The organism is Mesoflavibacter sp., from assembly GCF_964226795.1.
GTDB lineage: Bacteria > Bacteroidota > Bacteroidia > Flavobacteriales > Flavobacteriaceae > Mesoflavibacter > Mesoflavibacter zeaxanthinifaciens.
The window spans coordinates 181,626-203,103 of the sequence record NZ_CAXQQP010000007.1; the positions used below are offsets into that span (position 1 = coordinate 181,626).

A 21,478-nucleotide genomic window follows, 5' to 3' on the forward strand; every position below is an offset into this window, starting at 1 on the left:
ATTAATTAAACTTCTCTATTTTCTTTTCTAAATATTGTACTGCTACAGGATAAAAGGGTCTGTGCTTATTATTATTTCTGTCTTGCCAATATTGTAACTCTCTTTCTAATACATTCTTTGTTAATCTTCCTTTGCTTTGTAAAATTCTTATACTTTCAGAGACACCTTTCAATATACTTGCTCTTGTTTTTTTGATATTTTGGTCATTATTAAGTTGAAGAATTTCATTTATTTCTTTTTCAATATTATCCTGTTCTGAAAATACCGTTCCATCTTTAGCGTAATGTATATTTCCATTTAAAGAATTATCTATCAATGAAAATGAAATAATATCCTTATTTGCTTTAGCTGTATCACAGGTTTGTAGTTTTTCAGACTGTCCCTCGTTACCCTTACAAGCCAAATGTAAATTTGTATACTCTAAATCTAATACAGCATAATTTTCCTGACATTTGAAATGCTCAATTTTTGTATGATGCAAATCTGCTTTGTTTTCAGGAATACGCTTTAAGCAATAACAACAAACATAGCCCTGTTCATTAATTAAACTTTCTCTCAACTCATTTTTCGTAGCTGTTGGCATATTCCCGTAGTTACCTCCAGATTTTTTATGAGCAATCATTGAATTTGGCTGATTACCTTTCACTATTTTAATCATCTGCTCCACTTAAAAAATCTAATTCAACTTTTGCTTGTATTAAATCCTCATCATCACGCCCTAACAACTTTACTAATTCAGCATATATTTCTTTGGCTTCTTCAAAGTTTTCTAGTTCTATTTTTTTGTATAATTCTTCAATTTGCTTCTTAACCACTTCGGGTCTTTCTTTTACACCCATTAAGTTATAATTTACTGATGCAATAGACCTACCGTAAAAATTCAATGTATCCTTAACTATTTTTCCGTTATCGATACCGATTACATTAACATACTCACTATTCGCATTATTCAATAAATTAGGTGAATGTGTTGCTAACACAACTTGATTATAAGAGTTATTACCTAATAAATCGTGTAAATAAGGTATTAACTCTCTTTGTCTTTGAGGGTGTAAAAAGGCATCTGGTTCATCAAGTACTAATAAAGCATTGCCTTTAAGTAAATATTCTTTAATTGCACTAACCGTAATAATTTGTTGTTCTCCTTCACTTAATTGTTTTACATCAAAACTAACATCATCATCATTTAACCTGATATAAACATTTAATGATTCTAAAATACCAACCTCAAATAACAGATTGAAAATATGATACAATAAATACCCATCATTATTAAAATGGTAATCATCTGGCCATACTCCTATATTGTGAATTGCATCTAATAATGTGTTGTGAAATTCAATTGGAATAAATGGTTTTTTTGTTTTTATATCTACTTCGACTGTACCTGAATATGATAATCTTAAAATTTCATTGAGATAGGTTCTTAAAAAACCTGTGAGGTTATATAGATTTTCGTAATTATCACTTCTAAATGTTTGAGGTCTTTTTAGGGTTAGTGATAAATTTGTGACTGTGAAATCATCTTCTGAAAGTGGTAATTTTGATTTATTACCTTTTAAATAATTTAATAAAAATAATATAGGATAATGTTGCTCCTTAATATAAATGATTTGCTTTTTTAAAAGACCTTGTAATTTAACTACATTATCATCTTTAATGCCATATAACTCGTTAGCTTGCTTATCTTCAATATTTGCAACAATGTTCTTTAAACCATCTGAATAGCCAGCATAATAGAATACTACATTGTCAGGTAAATGATACAACATTGTTTCTTTATTTTTTACTATTTCACCATCTACAGACATACTGTATTGCAAACCAGACTCAAATGTAGAAGCTAATTCTATTAACTTAATTGAAGTATTAGAACCTTGTGTGGTCGAAGTTTCAGAAACCACATTATTGTCAATAAAACTATAAGTTATTTTAAAATGAAAATCGTCTCTTTCTATAAACTTTTTATTGCCTTCGCAATACAATTTAACTCTTGAAAAAATGAGAGCAATAGCTTCAAAAATACTGGATTTACCAGAACCATTAATACCAATTAACACATTGATTTCTTTCTCGAAATCAAGTGTTATGCTGGGTTGAAACTTTTTATAGTTTTCTATATATAAACTTTTTAGTTTCATTAGCTGTTAAATATTTCTTGTTCAAAATTAATTAGAGCCTCTTCTCTGTTTTGGTGTGCTATGGTTCTTAGGGAATTTATTTGACTATTTAAATCTTTTATATGGCTAGCAATGTTATTTTGTATCTCTATTGGCGGAACTGGAAATAAAATTCTTTTTAAATTAGTAACGCCTAATTCTGTTTGTTTTGTGGATTGAGCAGATTTAATATTTTCCACTTGTAGTTGTCCATATTTACTATTGAAAACATATGTAAAATAAAGTGGATTTACTTTACTTTTATTCAGCCTTAACAGTAATAAATGACTATCATAAATCAAATTTTCAAACTCCTTAATAATATATGTGGCTCTACCAATTGTACCATCTCCAGTTGAATTAATTAATACATCCCCGTGTTTTGTAAAAAATCTTTCATTAATTGAAGTAAACCATTTCTCGTCAACTGTTTTAGTAAATTCTAATTCGATATAGTTCCACCTATTACATTTTTGATTTAGAATAAATTTATTGGACTCTTTATCATACTTTGGACTCTTACCTCTAAAGGCTTCCTCAAATAGACTTGGGGAATTTTCTAATGCCAAAGTATTATAAAGATTTGATTGAAATTTGGTTGTGTCAATATTAAAGCCCCAATCAATTATATCTTTATAGTTTATTAATTTTAGTCCAACTTTTGATATTTTCTTATCAATATTCGTTAAGCCCAATTTTTGCATTAAGTACTCCTCTATATCTTGTTCAAGATTATTAGCTTCTTGTTCTTGTTGCTGTGCGAGTTGTATTTTTTGGTTGTATTGTGAAACAATACGATTTTGTTCCTGTAATGGTGGTAATGGGATTTTAATTTCTTCTAAAAGTTGATTAGGTTTAATATATCTCCTATTTGTAGTGCCTGTTACGTACCCATCCATATATTGGTTAACCTTTGGGCTAGTAAATAAAAGTTGTACATACTCTGTGCTTGCTTTTGATTTATCTATTTCTGCAAAGGTCATATTAGACGAAGCAACACCATTTGCAAGATTGTCATCTATTATACCGAAAGCACCATTTTTCGTGTCTACTTTACACCAAAATAAGTGGTCTTTAGGCGCAACTTGGTAAGTTCGCATTTTTAAGGTATCACCCTTTACAGTTCTGTTAATAAATGCTCCTTTACCGTAAGAACGAACACCTAAAATGCGGTACTCTTTATCATCATCTATTTTAGTTTTCTTTATAATAGGCTTGTTGAGAAATTCACCAAACAGTACTAATGGATAAGACTCATTAAAAGTATCTTGTTGTCTAAAATAATTTTTGACATCCCAAATAGATAAATCAGAAAATGTAATTTTTGTTAACTCTGCCATATCTTAACTATAAAATATTTCAGGTTCTTGAGCTTTATTATCTCCAGATAAAGGAATTCGATACATTGTGCTATCGTCTACAATCTGGTACTCTACTTTATTAATGATGTTTTCCCAAAGTTCGTTGCTTAATCTATACTCTGTAAACTCTTTGGCTAATGGCTCTAACTCATTATCTATTTTTGCACCTGTTGTGCTAATCCCTGCTTTTTCTACCTCGGCAATTGGTATTTCGTAATTAAATTGCTCTTTAATTTGTGCTTTAATTTCGGTTTCAACTGTTTGTTGTAATACTTTTAATTCTGCTCTTAATTCTTTTTTCTCATCAGCAGGTAATGCCTCTTTACCACGTAATGCCAATTTTGATTTGATAGGTGCTATTTGTGGTTGATACTTTGCTTCAATATCTTTTTTAGCTTGTAAGGCTAATTTTTTATAGGTTTTAGCTTCTTCCTCGGTAAATTTTTTAAAAAATAATAAACTTGGTTTTACGGTTGCACCAGATGCAATAAATACATCTTGTGGAATAGAGGTTATTAGTACAATTTTTGCTTTGCTTTCTACAAAATCTCTTATTTTTTGAAGGTTGGAATTGTTTAATACGCCTTCTGGCAATACAATACCAATTCTACCGCCTGGCTTTAAAAGGTTTAGACAACGTTCTATAAATAACACTTCGGTAAGTGTACTCATACTTCCTGTTTCGTATAAACTTAAAAGCGGTTTACCTATATTGTCATTTATTTGTTTTAATGCATTAGAATAAGCAGGATTACCTTTTACATCATATCTTTCTTTATATTTCTTAATACGGTCTGCATCCTTGTATTTATCGGCTTCTGTAATCTTTAAGCTCTTTTCAACTCTTGCTCCAAATGGTGGATTGGTTAATATGACATCAAAACGATTATCGAATATGCCGTTTACGTTTAATAAACCATCGTTATGATGTACACCACCGTGACCATCACCGTGCATAATCATATTCATTTTGGCAGTACGACTCATACGAGGATTTGCATCTGTACCGAAAATACATTCGTAACTCAATACCCTTAATCTACTTTTAGGGTTGTTTATGTCTAGTTCTTGATTGAGTTTAGCGAATAAATCGTTAACAACCTTATCTACTTCTTCTTTCTTTTTCTCTGATAGCTTTTCATATTCAGCCGTATAGTATTTTTCTTTGATTTTCTCTTTTTCCTGATGAATATCCTCTTCAATTTTGGCTCTTACATATTCAAACGCTTTAATAAGGAATCCACCTGAACCACAGCAAGGGTCACAAACGATTTCTCCTTCTTGTGGGTCTAATACATCTACCATAAAATCTACAATAGTACGAGGTGTAAAAAACTGACCTAATTCACCTCTAAAGGTTCTTCCTAAAAATTGCTCGAATGCAATACCTTTAACGTCATCTGATGTTGTAGAAAGGTTGTATGTTTCCAATTCTTTTACAATTGCTTCAAAACTATTTTCTCGTATTCTAATGGATTCGTTGGGATCGAATAAATCATCGTCTTTAAATTCTTCTTTGGTGTTTTCAAATAGTTGCTGATAAAATGGTCTGCTAGTAGAAGAGGAATAACGATTATAGGCTTCTTTATCTTTTATAAATTGTTCTTTAGAAAATACTTGTGCATTGGAATTTTCACGTTCATACCTGATCTTGATAAATAATATTTTACTTATTTCATCAAACGCAGCTTCTGGTGACAATTTATCATTGTTTCTAATAATGTTATGGCATTTAAACAATAGTTTAGAAAACTCATCACGCGTGAACGCTTTTGTTTGCTTTAATAAGGCATCTACCTTTTTAGCATTATTTATTATACTTGCTTTAGGAATATCAACAACTTCATCGAGTCGTTTTGGAATTTTACCTTTTATAACCCTAAAGATTCTTGTTTCCTTTAGATTGGTAGTTACAAAAAAGTCTGCACCTGCCCAAGAGGCATAATTATATCCTTGAAAATAATCTTCTTCACGAATGGTTAAATGTTCTGCTTTACATTCTACTACAATAGCAGCGTGATTACCTTCATTTTTATCTTCTTTAGATTTCCATATTACAATATCTGCCATTGCTCTACCTTGACCACGTTGTGAATTACTCACTTTAACTTCTTGTGCCATTTGGTCTGGTGAAAAGCCATAATTTTCAATTAAACGCTGAATGTATTGTTGTCTTACCTTTTCTTCTGGTTTAAGTACTAACCATTTATTTAGTAATGGGGCGAAAATTTTATTATCTTTTATTTGAAGTGTATTTTCCATTTTCTTCTAACTGTCTTTTTTCATTTGATTGATTTTTTTTTCAGCAGCATCCAATATTGCTTGTGGGTTATCTTCATCATCTAATAACTCAATAATCTGGTCTGCTATATAAAGTGTTTGTAACTCTGAAACTGAAGCTTTTAATAATTTAGCTAATTGCGGAATATGTTCTCTTTTCGCTTTACGTTCGCTTCGTTCTATCTTACTCATCATAGCTGTATCAATATCTAGCTCGCTTGCTAAATGCCTTAATAGTAGATTATTTTGCTCTCTTAATTGCCGAATGTGTTCGCCGAATCTCATAGTTCTTGAATTGACTTGTCAATAATTGTCTAATGTAAGAAAAAGAAACCAAAAGAAAAGATAAGACGTTAACATTTTTTAATAGTTGACTTTTAATAACATTTAATGTGATTAAGTTTGTAAAATGAGAATTAGAAAATTAACCTTTTAAAGGTTTTTTATCCTAGTTGTTGTTTTTTTAGTTTTTATAAATGTAATACTCTTTAACTGATTATCTATTATGTTAAAATAAATAAACTTTCTATGTTTATTAGCTACATTTTTTTTCTAATTAAGCTTAAATATATTACCCTTAAAAGTTATAAAAAAAGGAGTTTTACTGAAGTGGAATACTGGAAAGTGCGTATAAATATTAGAAAACTTAAAAGCTTTAATTTTAGGAAAAAGTTATAGAGCAAGCAATGTGTTGTCCCTAATGTTGTCTCTGTTAAATTTAAAAACCCTGTAAATTAAGTATTTACAGGGTTTAGTGGTGGTGCCTCCAGGAATCGAACCAGGGACACAAGGATTTTCAGTCCTTTGCTCTACCAACTGAGCTAAGGCACCAGTTGCATTATTGCGGATGCAAATATATATTCATTTTTAAAACTGACAAAACAAAAAATGGAAAAAATAAAATTTGTTTTAAAACTTTCATTGTTTGAATGTGTATTTATCTCTAATTCAATATTATAAATAAATTAAGAAAATTTATGATTCGGTTTTGTAAATTTGGCACTTTTGGTAATTGTATGAACTTAATTATTGACGTAGGAAATACTAGTATAAAGCTTGCTGTTTTTGAAGAAAAAAAACTTTTGATTAAAAAGGTTGTTTTAGAAGAAGGTTTGATTGAAGCAGTAAATAATCTAAATAAAGATTATAAAGATATTAAACATGTAATAGTATCTTCTGTAGGAAATTTGGGAGAAGACATAAAAGCGTATTTAACTAAAAATCATCAGGTTTTATATCTTTCACATCAAACCAAAATTCCTTTTAAAAATTTATATGCAACACCAAATACATTAGGTATTGATAGAATAGCTTTAATAGCAGGTGCTGTAAATCAATTTCCTAATAAAAACGTATTAGTTATAGATGCTGGTACATGTATAACGTACGATTTTATTAATTCTAAAAATGAATATTTAGGTGGTGCAATTTCACCAGGATTAAGAATGCGTTACAAGGCTTTACATAATCAAACAGCTAAATTACCGTTATTAGAAACTGAGGAGATTGAAAGTATTATAGGTAATACAACCAAAACATCAATTAATAGCGGTGTTGTTAATGGATTAACTGTAGAAATTGATGGAATAATAGCCCAATACAAAGAAAAATTTAGTGATTTAACAATAATTTTAACAGGCGGAGATGCTAATTTTTTGTCTAAACAATTAAAAAGTAGCATATTTGCCAACTCAAATTTCTTGCTGGAAGGCTTGAATTTTATTTTACTCAACAACATAAACGAATGATAAAAAAACTTTTAATAGTTTTTATTGCATTAATAGCAATTCAAAGTAAAGCACAACAAGGAGGCGGATCTCCTTATTCTTTTTATGGAATAGGAAGTTTGAAGTTTAAAGGATCTGTAGAGAATAGAAGTATGGGAGGAATGGCTGTTTATAAAGACAGTATACATATTAACTTTACAAATCCAGCAACTTTTGGAGATAATAACATTGCTAGTTTTAAAAATGAAAGTAGACCTGTAAAGTATACAGTTGGAGGAAGTCACTCTGCATCAACATTAAAATCAAATTCTAGTAGTGATAAATCTAATACAACTTCTTTTGATTATTTAGCACTTTCTGTACCTATAAATAAGTTTGGTTTTGGGTTTGGACTTTTACCTTACAGTTCTGTAGGTTATAAATTAAACAACTTTTTAGATAATGGTAATCCAGAAGCTAGATATGAAGGAAGCGGAGGAGTTAACAAAGTGTTTTTATCTACAGGATATCAATTAACAAAATCCTTAAGTATTGGTGCAAATGCAGATTATAACTTTGGTAATATAGAAAACTCAACGCTTGTTTACGGATATAACACAGAAGGAGATTTATTATCATATCACTCTAAAGAAACAAACTCTTCTAGCTTAAGCGGTTTAAGTTTTAATTTTGGATTGCATTTTAGAGAGATGATTTCAGATAAACTAGAAATACAATCTTCTTTTACTTATGCGCCAGAGTCTAATTTAACATCAAAAAACGAAAGACTATTTTCTACAGTAACAATAAATTTTGATGATGGTACCGAAACTTTTATAAATCAATTTGATGCAGACTTAGAAGCAAATAATTTAGATGAAACAACCTTAATATTACCATCTAAGTATAGTATTGGCGTTGGTTTAGGACAACCACGTAAATGGTTTGCAGGTATAGAATATACAGCACAACAAACTAGTAAGTTTAATAATCCACTTTACGCAAATACAGGTACAACTTTTGAAGACGCATCAAAACTATCTATTGGAGGATTTTATATACCAGAGTATAACGCGTTTTCAAGTTACTGGAAGAAAACAGTTTACAGAGCAGGATTGCGATTTGAAAATACTGGTTTAAATATCAATAATCAAACTATAAATGAGTTTGGCATGTCTTTTGGAGTAGGATTACCAGTTGGAACACCAAGAACACCATTTTCTAACGCAAATGTAGGATTAGAGTTTGGAAAACGAGGGACAACAGATGCTAACTTAATAAAAGAAAACTTTGTTAATATCAATATAAGCTTATCGTTAAACGATTGGTGGTTCCAAAAAAGAAAATACAACTAAAACAAGATAAAAATTAATAATTATGAAAACTAAGATTACATTACTAATCGCGCTATTTTTTAGTTTAAGCTTTGGTTTTTCTCAAAACGAACAAGAGTGTGGTACAAAATTATCTTTAATGGCAGAAGCTGCTAAAGCTAAAAACTATGAAGCTGCATATGCGCCATTTAAATGGTTAAGAGAAAACTGCCCAAAGTATAATCTTGCTATTTATCAATACGGAGAGAAAATTTTAGAAAACTTTGTTGAAACTAAAGAAGATAAAAAAACTTACATCTTAGAATTAACAGAGATGTGGAATGATAGAGTTCAATACTTCCCAAGTAAAACTGAAGCGGGTAAAGTAATGGTAGACGCATGTCTTCTTAAGTACGACAATAAAGAAGCTTTAGGTTTATCTACTCAGCAATTATATGATTGTTTTGATAACGCTTACAAAACAGATAAAGAAAACTTTACTAGTACAAAAGGTCTTTATTTATACTTTAAGTTAGCTGTAGATTTATATGATGCAGGAAGTATGACCGCACAACAGTTATTTGATAAGTATGATGATGTTGCAGAAAAAATTGAATACGAAGTAGAAGATAACACTAACAAGTTAAACAAGTTATTAGCTAAAAAAGATGCTGGTACTGCTTTATCTAAGAGAGAAGTTAAGTATGAAAAATATCATGGTCAAATGATTGATGCTTTTGGTAAAGTAGCAGATGGTATAGATTCTCAATTAGGTAAAAGAGCAAACTGTGATAACTTAATACCGCTTTATACTAAAAACTTTGATGCTAATAAAGATAATGCAGAATGGTTACAAAGAGCATTAAATAAAATGTATCAAAAAGAGTGTACAGATGACCCATTATTCATTAAAATAGTAAATAGAAAATATGAGTTATCTCCAGATGCAGATACAGCATACTACTTATACTTAAAAACAGGAGAAGAAAGATATTTAACAGAGTCTTTAAACTTACAGACAGATCCGTTTAAAAAGTCTAAGTTAGTTAAGAAGATTGCATTAGGTCTTAAGAAAAGAGGTAGCTTTGGTAAAGCAAGACAATACTTCCAAGAAGCATTAAGTCTAAATCCATCAGATAAAACACCTCATATCTATATAGCTTCTATGTATGCTAGTAGTGCAAATAGCTGTGGTGATACAACTTTTAATAAGCAAGCTGTATTCTGGTTAGCTGCTCAAGAGGCTTCAAAAGCAGGTAGTGCTGGGGCTAAATATGCAGAGAGTTATAATGCAAAAGCACCTTCTAAATCTCAGATTTTTAACGAAGGTAACCAAGGTCAGACTATAAAAATTGGATGTTGGATTGGTAGAAGTGTAACAGTACCAAGCTTATAATGCAAAATCAGAATTTACATATCATAAAAAACTCAGTCATAGCATTTGCTATGACTTTGTTTTTTGCATGTAAAGGCAATTTAAAGGACATTAAAAAAATGGATATGTCTGCTAACGAGCCTGTAGGTGTTTCAGATAGTATTAATGTAAAATATACAGATTCTGGTCGTTTAGCAGCTAATTTAATAAGTCCAAAAATGTACGATTATAGTAATCGTGACTTTTCCTATAGCGAATTTCCTGATGGAATTTTACTTTACTTATACGATAAGCAAAATCAAAGAACTACAATTATTTCAGATTATGCTATTGTTTATAACGAAACAGATTTAATAGATTTAAGAGGTAATGTTGTTGCTGCAACTCCAGAAAAAGATACACTTTATGCAGAGCAATTATATTACGACCAAACCAAACAATGGTTATTTACAAACTTACCTGTTACCTTTAAATCTAAAGATTACGTAACTAATGGCGAAGGTTTTGACTCTGATAGAGATTTTAATAAAGCCGAAGTTTTAGGAGTTACCGGTCAATTTGCAGTTACAGAATAATTGTAGCACCTTTTACTTTTTTAGTATCTTTACAGCCTAAATTATAATTCATTACATGAAATTATTTAAATTATTTCAATACGCATATATCGTATTTGCAGTATTGTTTGTTTATGATGCATTTGCAGAATACAATAGTACAGGACAAGTAAAATACCTTTCATTATTCTTAGCGGCTTTAGCTGTATTTATGTTCTTTTTTAGAAAGAAATTCAACAATAAATTTGATAACAATAAATAATGGCAACTTCAATAATAATTATTGTTTGTTCATTATTGCTATCGGCTTTTTTTTCGGGTATGGAGATTGCTTATGTGTCTTCAAACAAAATTCACATAGAAATTGAAAAAAAGCAAGAAGGGTTTTTAGCGCAAATACTAACAAAAATTACTGCTAAACCTTCCAAATTTATTGCAACTATGCTTATTGGTAATAATATAGCATTAGTTATTTATGGGTTGTTTATGGGCGATTTGTTGGTGCAATGGTTTCAAAGCTTTTTACCTTCAGAAAGCGGATTTGTAACCTATTTGTTAACCGATTTAAACTTGTTGACCCAAACCATAATTTCAACATTAATTATATTATTTACTGCAGAGTTTCTTCCAAAGGTATTCTTTCAGATTTATGCCAATTCACTATTAAAAATACTAGCATTTCCAGCGTATTTGTTCTATGTGCTTTTTACTTTTATTTCAGATTTTGTGATTTGGATTAGTGATGTGGTACTTAAAAAATTCTTCAAAACAGAAGGCGATCAAGTTCAACTAGCTTTTACAAAAGTAGAATTAGGTAACTATATTAGTGAGCAAATGGAAAGCGTAGAAGAACATGAAGAAATTGATACCGAAATTCAAATTTTTCAAAATGCGTTAGAGTTTTCCGAAGTAAAAGCACGCGAAGTTATGGTACCTCGTACCGAAATTACAGCGCTAGAACTTCATGATTCTGTAGACGATTTAAACAAATTATTTACAGAAACAGGCTATTCTAAAATTTTAATTTATAAAGAAACTATAGACGAAATTTTAGGTTACGTACATTCTTTCGATTTATTTAAAAAGCCAAAAAATATAGGCTCTATGATTATGCCTATAGAGCTGGTTCCAGAAACCATGCTTATAAAAGATATCTTAAACGTACTTATCAAAAAAAGAAAAAGTATAGCAGTTGTGGTGGATGAGTACGGTGGTACATCTGGTATTATGACTGTAGAAGATATTGTAGAAGAATTATTTGGAGAGATAGAAGACGAGCATGATAGCGTAGATTTAATTGAAGAACAAAAAGATGAAGATAATTTTGTGTTTTCTGCAAGATTAGAAGTAGACTACATTAACGAAACCTATAAAATAGACTTGCCAGAAGGTGAAAATTATGAAACTTTAGGCGGTTTAATTGTAGACTTTACAGAAGAAATTCCGCAACAAGACGAAATCGTAACTATTGACAATTTCGAATTCAAAATATTAGAAGTATCCAATACAAAAATAGATTTAGTAGCCTTAAAAATTAAAGAAGAAGATTAGCTTCAACTACATGAAAATCTTTATAATAGCTGCTTAATTTATTATTTGATTATTTATTATAAAAAGTACTTTTATTATTGAATAGAAAATGGTATTTTCGCCCACTATATTTCATAAAATTTATCATAGAAAATGGCAATTTTAAATAAAATAAGACAGAAAACAGTTGTATTAATTTTGGTTATCGCGTTAGCCTTATTCGCATTTATTTTATCAAGTTTATTTGATAACAAAGATGCATTATTTGGTAAATCTCAAGACGTAGTTGCAACCATTAACGGTAAAGACATAAGCAGAGTAGAGTTTATGAGTCTTGTAGAACAGCAACAACAACAAATGGGTGCAAACGCAACTTCAACTCAGGTAATGAACCGTGTATTTGATGCTAAAGTTAGAGAAGCTGTTATGGAAGGTCAGTTTGAAAAGTTAGGACTATCTATCGAAACTGATCAAATGAGAGATATTTTAAAAAATGCACTATCTACAAGCCCAGAATTTTTAAATGAAGCAGGTATATTTGATGAGTCTAAATTAAAAGTTTACATAGATAACTTAAAATCTACATCAGCTCAAGCATACCAAAACTGGGTAAATTATGAGCAGCAATTAGCAGTAGGAGCATTACAAACAGATTACTTTAACATGGTTAAAGCTGGTGCAACTGCAACTTTAGCAGAAGGAGAGTTAGATCATAAATTAGCTAATGATAAAGTAGATATTAAATATGTACAAGTACCTTACAGTTCTATAGCAGATAGTACTGTTAAAGTATCAAAATCTGAAATTAAAGATTACATTTCTAAGCATAAAAAATCTTACGAGACAGAAGCTAGTAGAAGTTTTCAATATGTATTCTTTAAAGAAGAAGCATCTGCTGAAGACGAAAAGAATATCCAAAATAGTTTAAAAGAATTATTAAACGATAGAGAAGTTTACGATGAAAATGCAGAAGACAAAAAACGTACAGAAATAGGTTTTATAAATACAAAAGATGTAGAAGATTTTGTTAATGCAAATTCTGACGATATAAAATATAACGACAGATTTTTAAAGAAGTCTGCTTTACCAGAAACTATTGCAGATACAATTTTTAATCAAGAGATTGGCTTTATCTATGGACCATACAAAGAAGGTAACTACTATAAATTATCAAAACTAGTAGATAGAACTACTTTACCAGACTCAGCAAAAACAAGACACATTTTAATACCATTTATAGGAGCTTCAAGAGCACCAGCAGATGCTAAACCAAAAGCAGAAGCAGAAGCTTTAGCAGATAGTTTATTAACAGTTTTAAAATCAGATAAATCTAAATTCTCTGAGTTTGTTACAGAATATTCTACAGACCAAGGAAGTGTAAACAACGAAGGTCGTTACGATTGGTTTGCTTACGACAGAATGGTGCCAGAATTTAGAGACTTTGCTTTTGAAGGTAAAACAGGAGATTTAGGTGTAGTAGAAACTGCATTTGGATTACATATCATTGAAGTTGAAGGTCAAAAAGGATCTTCAGATATGGTGAAAGTAGCAACTATAGCTAGAAAAATTGAACCATCAGAAGATACTAACGACAAAATATTTAGAGATGCATCTACTTTTGAAGTAAACTTAGAAAATGCAGAATTTGCAACATTAGCTAAAGAGTCTAGTTATGATGTAAGACCAATGACAGCTAAAGAATTAGACGAAAGTATACCTGGTATAGGTAACCAAAGACAAATTGTACGTTGGGCTTTTGAAGAAGGTACAGATGTAGGAGACTACAAACGTTTTACAGTTTCTGGAGGTATAGTTATTGCGCAATTAACTTCAAAATCTGAAGCAGGGTTAATGAGCGTAGAAGATGCGTCTGTAACAGCTTTACCAGAGATTAGAAAAGAAAAGAAAGCTAAGTTAATCATGGATAGAGTAAGCGCAACTACTTTAGAAGAGTTTGCAAAAGCAGAAAATCAAAATGTAAGAAGCTCTGTAGCTATCAACATGAAAAACCCAACAATTTCTGGTGCCGGAAACGAGCCAATGGTTGTTGGTACAGCATTTGGATTAAATGAAGGAGAAACTTCTGGTTTAGTAAAAGGAAATACAGGTGTATTTATGGTACAAACAACTAAAAAGACACCAGCAACAGAGTTAGAAAACTATCAGCCTTTTGCAAATCAAGTAAGTACACAAAAATTAAATTCTGTACAAAACAGATTGTACAATGCTTTAAAAGAAGCTGCTGAAATTGAAGATAACCGTGCTAATACAGTACAGTAATTTTTAAATAAAATACTATAAAAAAGCCTCTTGATTTTCAAGAGGCTTTTTTTATTGTGTTTGTTTTCAGCTTTAAATGAAAACTATAAAACCATATCAGTATAACTTAAAATGGTATCAAACCCTTTGCTTTTAAAATACTCAGTTGGATTACTTTTTGAAGCCACTAAAACAAAATCTCCGCCCCAAGCACCAAGACTTTTTATGCTTCCTTCAAAATTTTCATAAAGTAATTGCTTTATTGGTGTTTGATTGGTTACAGAAGCAATAATCTGTTCATGTTGGTCTATTAAAGATTGAAACTTCTCTAAAGTCTCACAAATCATAATTTGTTCTGTAATTGCATTTATTGCAGCAATGGTTAATTCTAAATTGTTTCTATTGGCTTTATAATGTGCAATACCATCTCTACTATTTTGTTTTTTATTTAAGTGAACAAAATATAGATTATTTTTAAAATTAGGATTAAAATTTAAAGTTTCAATAACTCTTTTTTTATCATTTAATTGATAAGTCAAAGCAGAGTCTTTTTGCGCGCAAGCAATGTCGTAACCACTACCACCAAAAGTTAATTCTAATAATTTATAAGCATCAATATTTGCCCAGTTAGCAATATTATTTATTAAGGTTGAAGACGTGCCTAATCCCCAATTTTTAGGAAATTCTAATACAGTTGAAATTTTAAAACCTTTATCTTTTAAAAATTTAGGATTTAATTGTTTTACAGCTGATATGATTTGTAATAAACGATTGGAGATTTCAGGATTGGTTGTGTTTTCAATTGAAACAGATTCATCTTTAAATGAAAATTTTGCACTAAACCAAACGTTTTGATTATGGTCTAAGCTGTTCCAGGTCAGTTTGTTTATTGTTTCTTTTTCAACATGAAGTGATTGTCCAAATACAGTAGGAATAGCTAATGCTTTTGCTCCATCAAGCACCACATATTCTGCGGTTAGTAATAATTTTCCGTGACTGTAATAGGTTTTCATTTATCCTCTTAATTTTTCAATCTGTTCTACAACAGCGCTATGAGAAACAGTATTGTTTTTAAAATGATCGACAATAGTTTCTTTTTCTTGTGGAGTAGCTTCAAATTGATTTAAAATATTCATTAAATGCATTTTCATGTGTCCTTCTTGAATACCTGTAGTTGTCAAGCTTCTTAAAGCAGCAAAGTTTTGTGCTAAACCAGCAACTGCTACAATTTGCATTAATTGCTTTGCTGTAGGATGATCTAGTAGATTTAAAGCTAATTTTACTAATGGATGTAAACTTGTTAATCCGCCAACAGTACCTAAAGCTAACGGAATTTCCATCCAAAATGTAAACACACCATTTTCAACTTTAGCATGTGTTAAACTAGAGTATTGTCCATTTTTTGATGCGTAAGCATGTACACCAGCTTCTACAGCTCTAAAATCGTTACCGGTAGCCAAAACAACAGCATCAATACCATTCATTATACCTTTATTGTGTGTTACAGCTCGATAAGGTTCGATTTCGGCAATCTTTACAGCTTGTACAAACTTTTCGGCAAATGTGTTTGGGTCAATATCTTTTTCGGCTAAATCTTCTACGTTGCAACTTACTTCAGCTCTAACTAAACATTCAGGTACGTAATTAGATAAAATACTCATCACAATCTCTACAGGCTCTGCAAGTTGTGTTTCAGCTTCAGCTTTAAATGTTTTTGCAAATTGCTCTAAACACGAATTAATAAAGTTTGCACCCATTGCATCTAGCGTTTCAAAAGTTGCATGCAATTGGTAGTAATTATCTAAATCTGTAGTTTTATCTATAAGTTGAATGTCTAAAATACCGCCACCACGTTTTTCCATGTTTTTGGTAATTGGCTTGGTATCTGTAATTAATTTCGACTTTATTTCATCAAAAAAAGAGGTTAAAGCTTCCTTTTTACCTTGATACATAAAATGAACTTGGCCAATTTTTGTTGTGCTAATCACCTTCGTTTTAAATCCGCCACGCGTTTGCCAAAATTTTGCAGCTTTACTTGCAGCTGCGACTACAGAGCTTTCCTCGATAGCCATAGGAATAGTGTAAATTTTGTCGTTAATCACAAAATTAGGAGCAACGCCAAAAGGTAAGTAAAAGTTAGTTATGGTGTTTTCTATAAACTCGTCGTGTAACTGTTGAAGTTTTTCGTCAGAGTTCCAATATTGCTTTAAAGCTTGTTTAATAGAGTCGTTTTTAGAAAAATGATGAGTTACTAACCAATCAATTTTTTCGGTTTTTGATAGTTTAGAAAATCCAGAAACTAATGCTGCCATGTAATTAAATTTAGAAATGCAAAGATACTACACTGAAGTTAACATTTTAAGTTTGGTGTAAAATTTGATTTAAATGATATTTGTAATGATGTTTTAAGTTGAATTTACTGTTAATATTTACGGTTTTTTGGCTAATTTTTAGTAAACTTGACATCCTTTTATTAAATATTTAATTTTAGATGAAAATATTCAAAATTCTTTCCCTTTTTTTAGTTTTAGCAACATCTGCTTTAACCGCTCAAAACAAGCAAATTACATTAGAAGAGATTTGGAACGGTACCTTTAGAACAGAAGGTTTACAAGCGTTACACTCTATGAAAAACGGTCAACAATATTCCGTTTTAAATTTTGATAGAGCCAATCGTGCAACAACTATAGATATTTACGATTATAAAACGTTAGAGAAGACTAAAACTTTAGTAAGTTCTGCAGATATAGATGCTATACCTTACTTTACAGATTATACGTTTAGTGAAGATGAAAGCAAAGTGCTTTTAGCTACAGAAGAAGAGTCTATTTTTAGACGATCTACTTTAGGTAAATATTTTGTTTTTGATACAGAAACAGGAAAAACAACTTTAGTAACCGAAGACAAAATACAAGAACCAACTTTTTCGCCAGATGGGACAAAAATAGCTTTTGGTTTAAACAACAACTTGTATGTAAAAGATTTAATCTCGGGTAAAATTACTCAGTTTACTACAGATGGCGAAAAAAATAAAATCATCAACGGAATTACCGATTGGGTTTATGAAGAAGAATTTAGTTTTGTTCGCGCTTTCGATTGGAATGCAGATAGCAACAAAATAGCATTTATTAGATTTGATGAAACTGATGTTCCAGAATTTTCGATGGATGTTTATGGTCAAGATTTATACCCAACACAATCGGTGTTTAAATACCCTAAAGCAGGAGAGAAAAACGCAGAAGTGTCGCTTCATATTTATGATTTAAAAATAAATAAAGCAGAAGAAGTTAAAGTAGATAAAGCTTATAACGATTTTTATATTCCACGTATTAAATGGACCAACAATCCAGATGTTTTAAGTGCGCAATACATGAATCGTCACCAAAACGAATTAGATCTTTGGTTTATCAATGCAAAGAAAAATCAAGCTGAAATTGTTTTAGCTGAAACGGATAAAGCATACATAGATGTGACATTCGATTTGACATTTTTAGAAGATGATAGCTTTATTTGGACAAGCGAAAAAGATGGATATAACCACATTTATCACTATGATAAAAACGGAAAGTTAATCAACCAAGTTACCAAAGGAAATTGGGAAGTAACCAGTTACTACGGTTATGATAATAAAACTGGTAGAATTTTTTACCAATCTGTAGAAAACGGAAGTGTTAACAGAGATGTTTATGCTATAAAATTAAACGGAACTAAAAAGCAAAGATTAACAGATAAAACGGGAACAAACAATGCAGATTTTAGTGCAGATTTCACTTATTTTATCAATACCTTTTCAAATGCATCAACGCCATATTTATATACTTTAAATGATGCAAAATCTGGTAAGGTTTTAAAAGCTATAAAAGATAATAGCGATTTAAAAAATCAATTAGCAGATTATCAATTATCAGAAAAAGAATTTTCTACAATAAATGTAAATGGAAACGACCTTAACATGTGGATGATTAAACCTGCAAATTTTGATGCTTCAAAACAATATCCATTGTTCATGTTTCAATATTCAGGACCAGGATCTCAACAAGTAGCTAACCGTTGGAACAGTGCTAACGATTATTGGTATCAACTATTAGCTCAGCAAGGTTATATTGTTGCATGTGTTGACGGAAGAGGAACAGGATTAAAAGGAGCAGATTTTAAAAAAGTAACTCAAAAGGAATTAGGAAAATACGAAGTTGAAGACCAAATAGACGCTGCAAAATTATTAGGTCAAAGAAATTATATTGATGCGTCAAGAATAGGAATTTGGGGCTGGTCTTATGGTGGTTTTATGTCAAGTAACGCCTTATTTAAAGGTAATGATGTCTTTAAAATGGCAATAGCAGTAGCACCAGTAACTAGCTGGCGTTATTACGACTCTATTTATACAGAACGTTACATGACAACACCACAAGAAAACCCAAGTGGTTATGACGAAAACTCACCAATTAACCATGTAGAAAAATTAAAAGGCGACTTTTTATTAATTCACGGATCAGGAGACGATAACGTACATATACAAAATACAATGCGTATGGTAGAAGCGTTAGTACAAGCAAACAAACAGTTTGAGTTAATGATTTACCCTGATAAAAATCATGGTATTTATGGCGGTAATACAAGATTACAGTTATATACTAAAATGACAAACTTTATAAATCGTACATTAGGCGATAAACTTTAAATAAAAACTAACTAAATTATACATTATGGAATTTAAATTTGGAGGTTCAGAAACCAATCAAAAGACTGTTTTAGGTCATCCTTCAGGGCTATTTGTCTTGTTTTTTACTGAAATGTGGGAACGTTTTTCTTACTACGGAATGCGTGCGCTTTTAGTACTTTTCCTAATTTCAGCAATCTCTGGTGGAGGTTGGGGCTGGGAAAGAGCTGATGCCACATTACTTTATGGATGGTATACTGGTTTAGTTTATATCACTCCAATAATAGGAGGTTATATTGCAGATAAGTTTACAGGTTACAGAAATGCAATCGTTATTGGAGCCTTATTAATGACGTTAGGTCATGCTTCTATGGCGCTAGAAGGTTTTACTAGTACATTTTTCTACTTAGGTTTATTTTTATTAATAATAGGAAACGGTATGTTTAAACCTAATATTTCTTCTATTGTTGGACAATTATATAAGTCTCAAGGAAAAGAGAAAGATGCTGGTTATACTATATTCTACATGGGTATAAATGCTGGTGCTTTCTTAGGGATATTGCTTTGCGGTTACATAGGAGAATCTCCAGATTGGGGATGGCATTATGGTTTTGGATTAGCTGGGATATTTATGTTTTTTGGAATGCTTCAGTTTTATTATGCACAAAAAATATTCGGACGTATTGGTTTATCACCAAAAGGAACTCAAGAGTTTGACGATGCAGTAGAAGACTCTATTGAAGAAATTGGTGAAGATATTGAAGATGTAGTTGATGAAGCAAAAAAATCAAAAGTTACTAAAGATAGGTTAGTAGTAATTGGTGTTTTTGCATTTTTTACAATTTTCTTCTGGTGGGCTTTTGAGCAAGCAGGTAGTTCTATGACCATTTTTGCAAGTGACTATACAGATAGAACTCTTGAAGGTACTGGCGCAATGACTTTTAAAATTGTAAACACTATTTTAACTGTTGTTCCAATGTTAATTATTACCTATGTTCTAACGATGCTATTTAAGCAAACTTTTGGAAAGTATTCATTATCTAATATTTTATTAGCGACAAGTTTCGTGATTATTTGGGTTATTGTTATTTATATGCTTAATAAGCAGTTTAATGATCCAGCACCAGAAGTTCCAGCCTCTTGGTACGGAATTTTAAATTCATTCTTTATTATTGCGTTTGCTCCATTATTTTCTAAAATTTGGGAGAGTAAATACAACCCATCTGGTCCAGTAAAATTTGCAATTGGATTAATTTTATTAGGATTAGGTTTCGGTATTTTGGCATATGGTTCTATGGGTATTCCTTTAGGAGCCAAAACAGCATCAGTAAGTATGATATTCTTAATTTTGGCATACTTATTACATACTTTAGGAGAATTATGTGTATCTCCTGTAGGTTTGTCTTATGTAAGTAAATTAGCTCCGTTAAAGTTAGTAGGTATGATGTTCGGAATTTGGTTTGTAGCTAATTTTATAGCTAACTTAACTGCTGGTTGGACAGCAAGTTACCTTGATCCAATAGTTGAAGAATATGGGATGTCTAATTTCTTTTTAATCTTTACAGCAATCCCTATTACAGCAGGTGTTGTAATGTTTATATTAAATAAAACATTAATAAAGAAAATGCACGGTGTAAAATAACCGTCAACATATAACATAAAAACGCCTCGATGTAGAGGCGTTTTTTATTTTTTGTAAATTTGGAATATATTTTGCGACTACAATTAAAAACAATATATATGAAAACATTTTTTATAGCCTTTACAATGCTTTTTGCATTAAATATTACCGCACAAGAAATTAATTGGATGTCTTTAGAAGAGGCTTTAGAGGCACAAAAAACTTCTCCTAAAAAAATATTTATAGACGCCTATACAGTTTGGTGTGGACCATGCAAAATGCTTGATCGTAACACATTTAAAAATGAAGACGTTGTAAAGTATATTAACAAAAATTATTACGCAGTCAAATTTAATGCTCAAGGAGATGAAGAGGTAACTTATAAAGGGAAAACATATTCTAATCCTGGTTATGACCCTGCAAAAGCAAAAACAAGAAACGCTAATCATCAGTTATCTCGTGTTTTTGGCATAAGAGCATTTCCTACATTAGTGTTTTTAGATGAACAATCTAATGTGTTAGCTCCAATTGTAGGATATAAAGATGCTCAAGGCTTAGAATTATACTTGAAAATGTTTGCACAGAACGATCATAAGGAAATGAAAACTCAAGAAGATTTCAACGCATATTATGAGAATTTTAAATTCCAGTTCAAAAAATAAA

17 protein-coding genes and 1 tRNA gene are annotated in these 21,478 nt (G+C 30.7%); 10 read left to right on the forward strand and 8 right to left on the reverse strand.

Annotated features, from left to right (window positions below; all coding sequences use genetic code 11):
• Window position 1 precedes the first annotated feature (1 nt).
• The 6 genes from ACEQT4_RS06070 to ACEQT4_RS06095 form a co-directional block, all read right to left on the reverse strand.
• Window positions 2-658: a retron system putative HNH endonuclease gene (locus ACEQT4_RS06070; protein WP_372521211.1), complete on the reverse strand. Its 657-nt coding sequence runs from the start codon at window positions 656-658 to the stop codon at window positions 2-4.
• The gene (locus ACEQT4_RS06075; protein ID WP_370226551.1) at window positions 651-2,141 is read right to left on the reverse strand and encodes an ATP-dependent endonuclease; all 1,491 of its coding nucleotides are present in this window, start codon (window positions 2,139-2,141) and stop codon (window positions 651-653) included. The genes ACEQT4_RS06070 and ACEQT4_RS06075 overlap by 8 nt, the downstream gene beginning before the upstream one ends.
• Window positions 2,141-3,499 (reverse strand): restriction endonuclease subunit S, encoded by a 1,359-nt coding sequence (locus ACEQT4_RS06080; RefSeq protein ID WP_370226552.1) that lies wholly within the window; start codon window positions 3,497-3,499, stop codon window positions 2,141-2,143. The genes ACEQT4_RS06075 and ACEQT4_RS06080 overlap by 1 nt, the downstream gene beginning before the upstream one ends.
• A gap of 3 nt (window positions 3,500-3,502) precedes the next feature.
• Complete coding sequence (locus tag ACEQT4_RS06085) at window positions 3,503-5,782, reverse strand: N-6 DNA methylase (protein WP_370226553.1); 2,280 nt, start codon at window positions 5,780-5,782, stop codon at window positions 3,503-3,505.
• 6 nt (window positions 5,783-5,788) lie between these two features.
• On the reverse strand, window positions 5,789-6,085 hold the full coding sequence (locus ACEQT4_RS06090; RefSeq protein WP_370226555.1) for a helix-turn-helix domain-containing protein: 297 nt from the start codon (window positions 6,083-6,085) through the stop codon (window positions 5,789-5,791).
• A 470-nt stretch (window positions 6,086-6,555) separates the two neighbouring features.
• Window positions 6,556-6,631 (reverse strand) — tRNA-Phe (locus ACEQT4_RS06095).
• A 185-nt stretch (window positions 6,632-6,816) separates the two neighbouring features.
• Between ACEQT4_RS06095 and ACEQT4_RS06100 the strand changes: the two genes are divergently transcribed.
• From ACEQT4_RS06100 to ACEQT4_RS06130, 7 genes are all read left to right on the forward strand, one after another.
• On the forward strand, window positions 6,817-7,548 hold the full coding sequence (locus tag ACEQT4_RS06100; protein ID WP_370226556.1) for a type III pantothenate kinase: 732 nt from the start codon (window positions 6,817-6,819) through the stop codon (window positions 7,546-7,548).
• Window positions 7,545-8,861, forward strand: coding sequence for a hypothetical protein (locus ACEQT4_RS06105; protein WP_370226558.1), 1,317 nt, complete (start codon window positions 7,545-7,547; stop codon window positions 8,859-8,861). Before ACEQT4_RS06100 ends, ACEQT4_RS06105 begins: the two co-directional genes overlap by 4 nt.
• Window positions 8,862-8,883: 22 nt before the next feature.
• Window positions 8,884-10,215, forward strand: a complete 1,332-nt coding sequence (locus tag ACEQT4_RS06110) for a hypothetical protein (protein WP_027880981.1) — start codon at window positions 8,884-8,886, stop codon at window positions 10,213-10,215.
• On the forward strand, window positions 10,215-10,769 hold the full coding sequence (gene lptC, locus ACEQT4_RS06115; protein ID WP_370226559.1) for an LPS export ABC transporter periplasmic protein LptC: 555 nt from the start codon (window positions 10,215-10,217) through the stop codon (window positions 10,767-10,769). Before ACEQT4_RS06110 ends, lptC begins: the two co-directional genes overlap by 1 nt.
• A 55-nt stretch (window positions 10,770-10,824) precedes the next feature.
• Window positions 10,825-11,010: a hypothetical protein gene (locus ACEQT4_RS06120; RefSeq protein WP_027880983.1), complete on the forward strand. Its 186-nt coding sequence runs from the start codon at window positions 10,825-10,827 to the stop codon at window positions 11,008-11,010.
• Window positions 11,010-12,299: a hemolysin family protein gene (locus tag ACEQT4_RS06125; protein ID WP_370226560.1), complete on the forward strand. Its 1,290-nt coding sequence runs from the start codon at window positions 11,010-11,012 to the stop codon at window positions 12,297-12,299. The genes ACEQT4_RS06120 and ACEQT4_RS06125 overlap by 1 nt, the downstream gene beginning before the upstream one ends.
• 132 nt (window positions 12,300-12,431) lie before the next feature.
• Window positions 12,432-14,558: a peptidylprolyl isomerase gene (locus ACEQT4_RS06130; protein WP_027880985.1), complete on the forward strand. Its 2,127-nt coding sequence runs from the start codon at window positions 12,432-12,434 to the stop codon at window positions 14,556-14,558.
• An 83-nt stretch (window positions 14,559-14,641) separates the two neighbouring features.
• Here ACEQT4_RS06130 and ACEQT4_RS06135 read toward each other — a convergent pair whose 3' ends face one another.
• Together ACEQT4_RS06135 and ACEQT4_RS06140 are read right to left on the reverse strand one after the other, a co-directional pair.
• Window positions 14,642-15,550 carry a GYDIA family GHMP kinase gene (locus tag ACEQT4_RS06135; RefSeq protein WP_370226561.1) on the reverse strand — a complete coding sequence of 303 codons (909 nt, stop codon included), beginning with the start codon at window positions 15,548-15,550 and terminating at the stop codon, window positions 14,642-14,644.
• On the reverse strand, window positions 15,551-16,849 hold the full coding sequence (locus ACEQT4_RS06140; RefSeq protein WP_370226562.1) for a hydroxymethylglutaryl-CoA reductase, degradative: 1,299 nt from the start codon (window positions 16,847-16,849) through the stop codon (window positions 15,551-15,553).
• 179 nt (window positions 16,850-17,028) lie between these two features.
• Here ACEQT4_RS06140 and ACEQT4_RS06145 point away from each other — a divergent pair, with 179 nt between their 5' ends.
• The 3 genes from ACEQT4_RS06145 (at window position 17,029) to ACEQT4_RS06155 (ending at window position 21,477) form a co-directional block, all read left to right on the forward strand.
• Entirely contained in the window at window positions 17,029-19,215 is a 2,187-nt protein-coding gene (locus ACEQT4_RS06145) for a S9 family peptidase (RefSeq protein ID WP_370226563.1), read from the forward strand.
• 25 nt (window positions 19,216-19,240) lie between these two features.
• Window positions 19,241-20,836 (forward strand): peptide MFS transporter, encoded by a 1,596-nt coding sequence (locus ACEQT4_RS06150; RefSeq protein WP_336129526.1) that lies wholly within the window; start codon window positions 19,241-19,243, stop codon window positions 20,834-20,836.
• 98 nt (window positions 20,837-20,934) lie between these two features.
• Window positions 20,935-21,477: a thioredoxin fold domain-containing protein gene (locus ACEQT4_RS06155; RefSeq protein WP_304145185.1), complete on the forward strand. Its 543-nt coding sequence runs from the start codon at window positions 20,935-20,937 to the stop codon at window positions 21,475-21,477.
• Window position 21,478 lies beyond the last annotated feature (1 nt).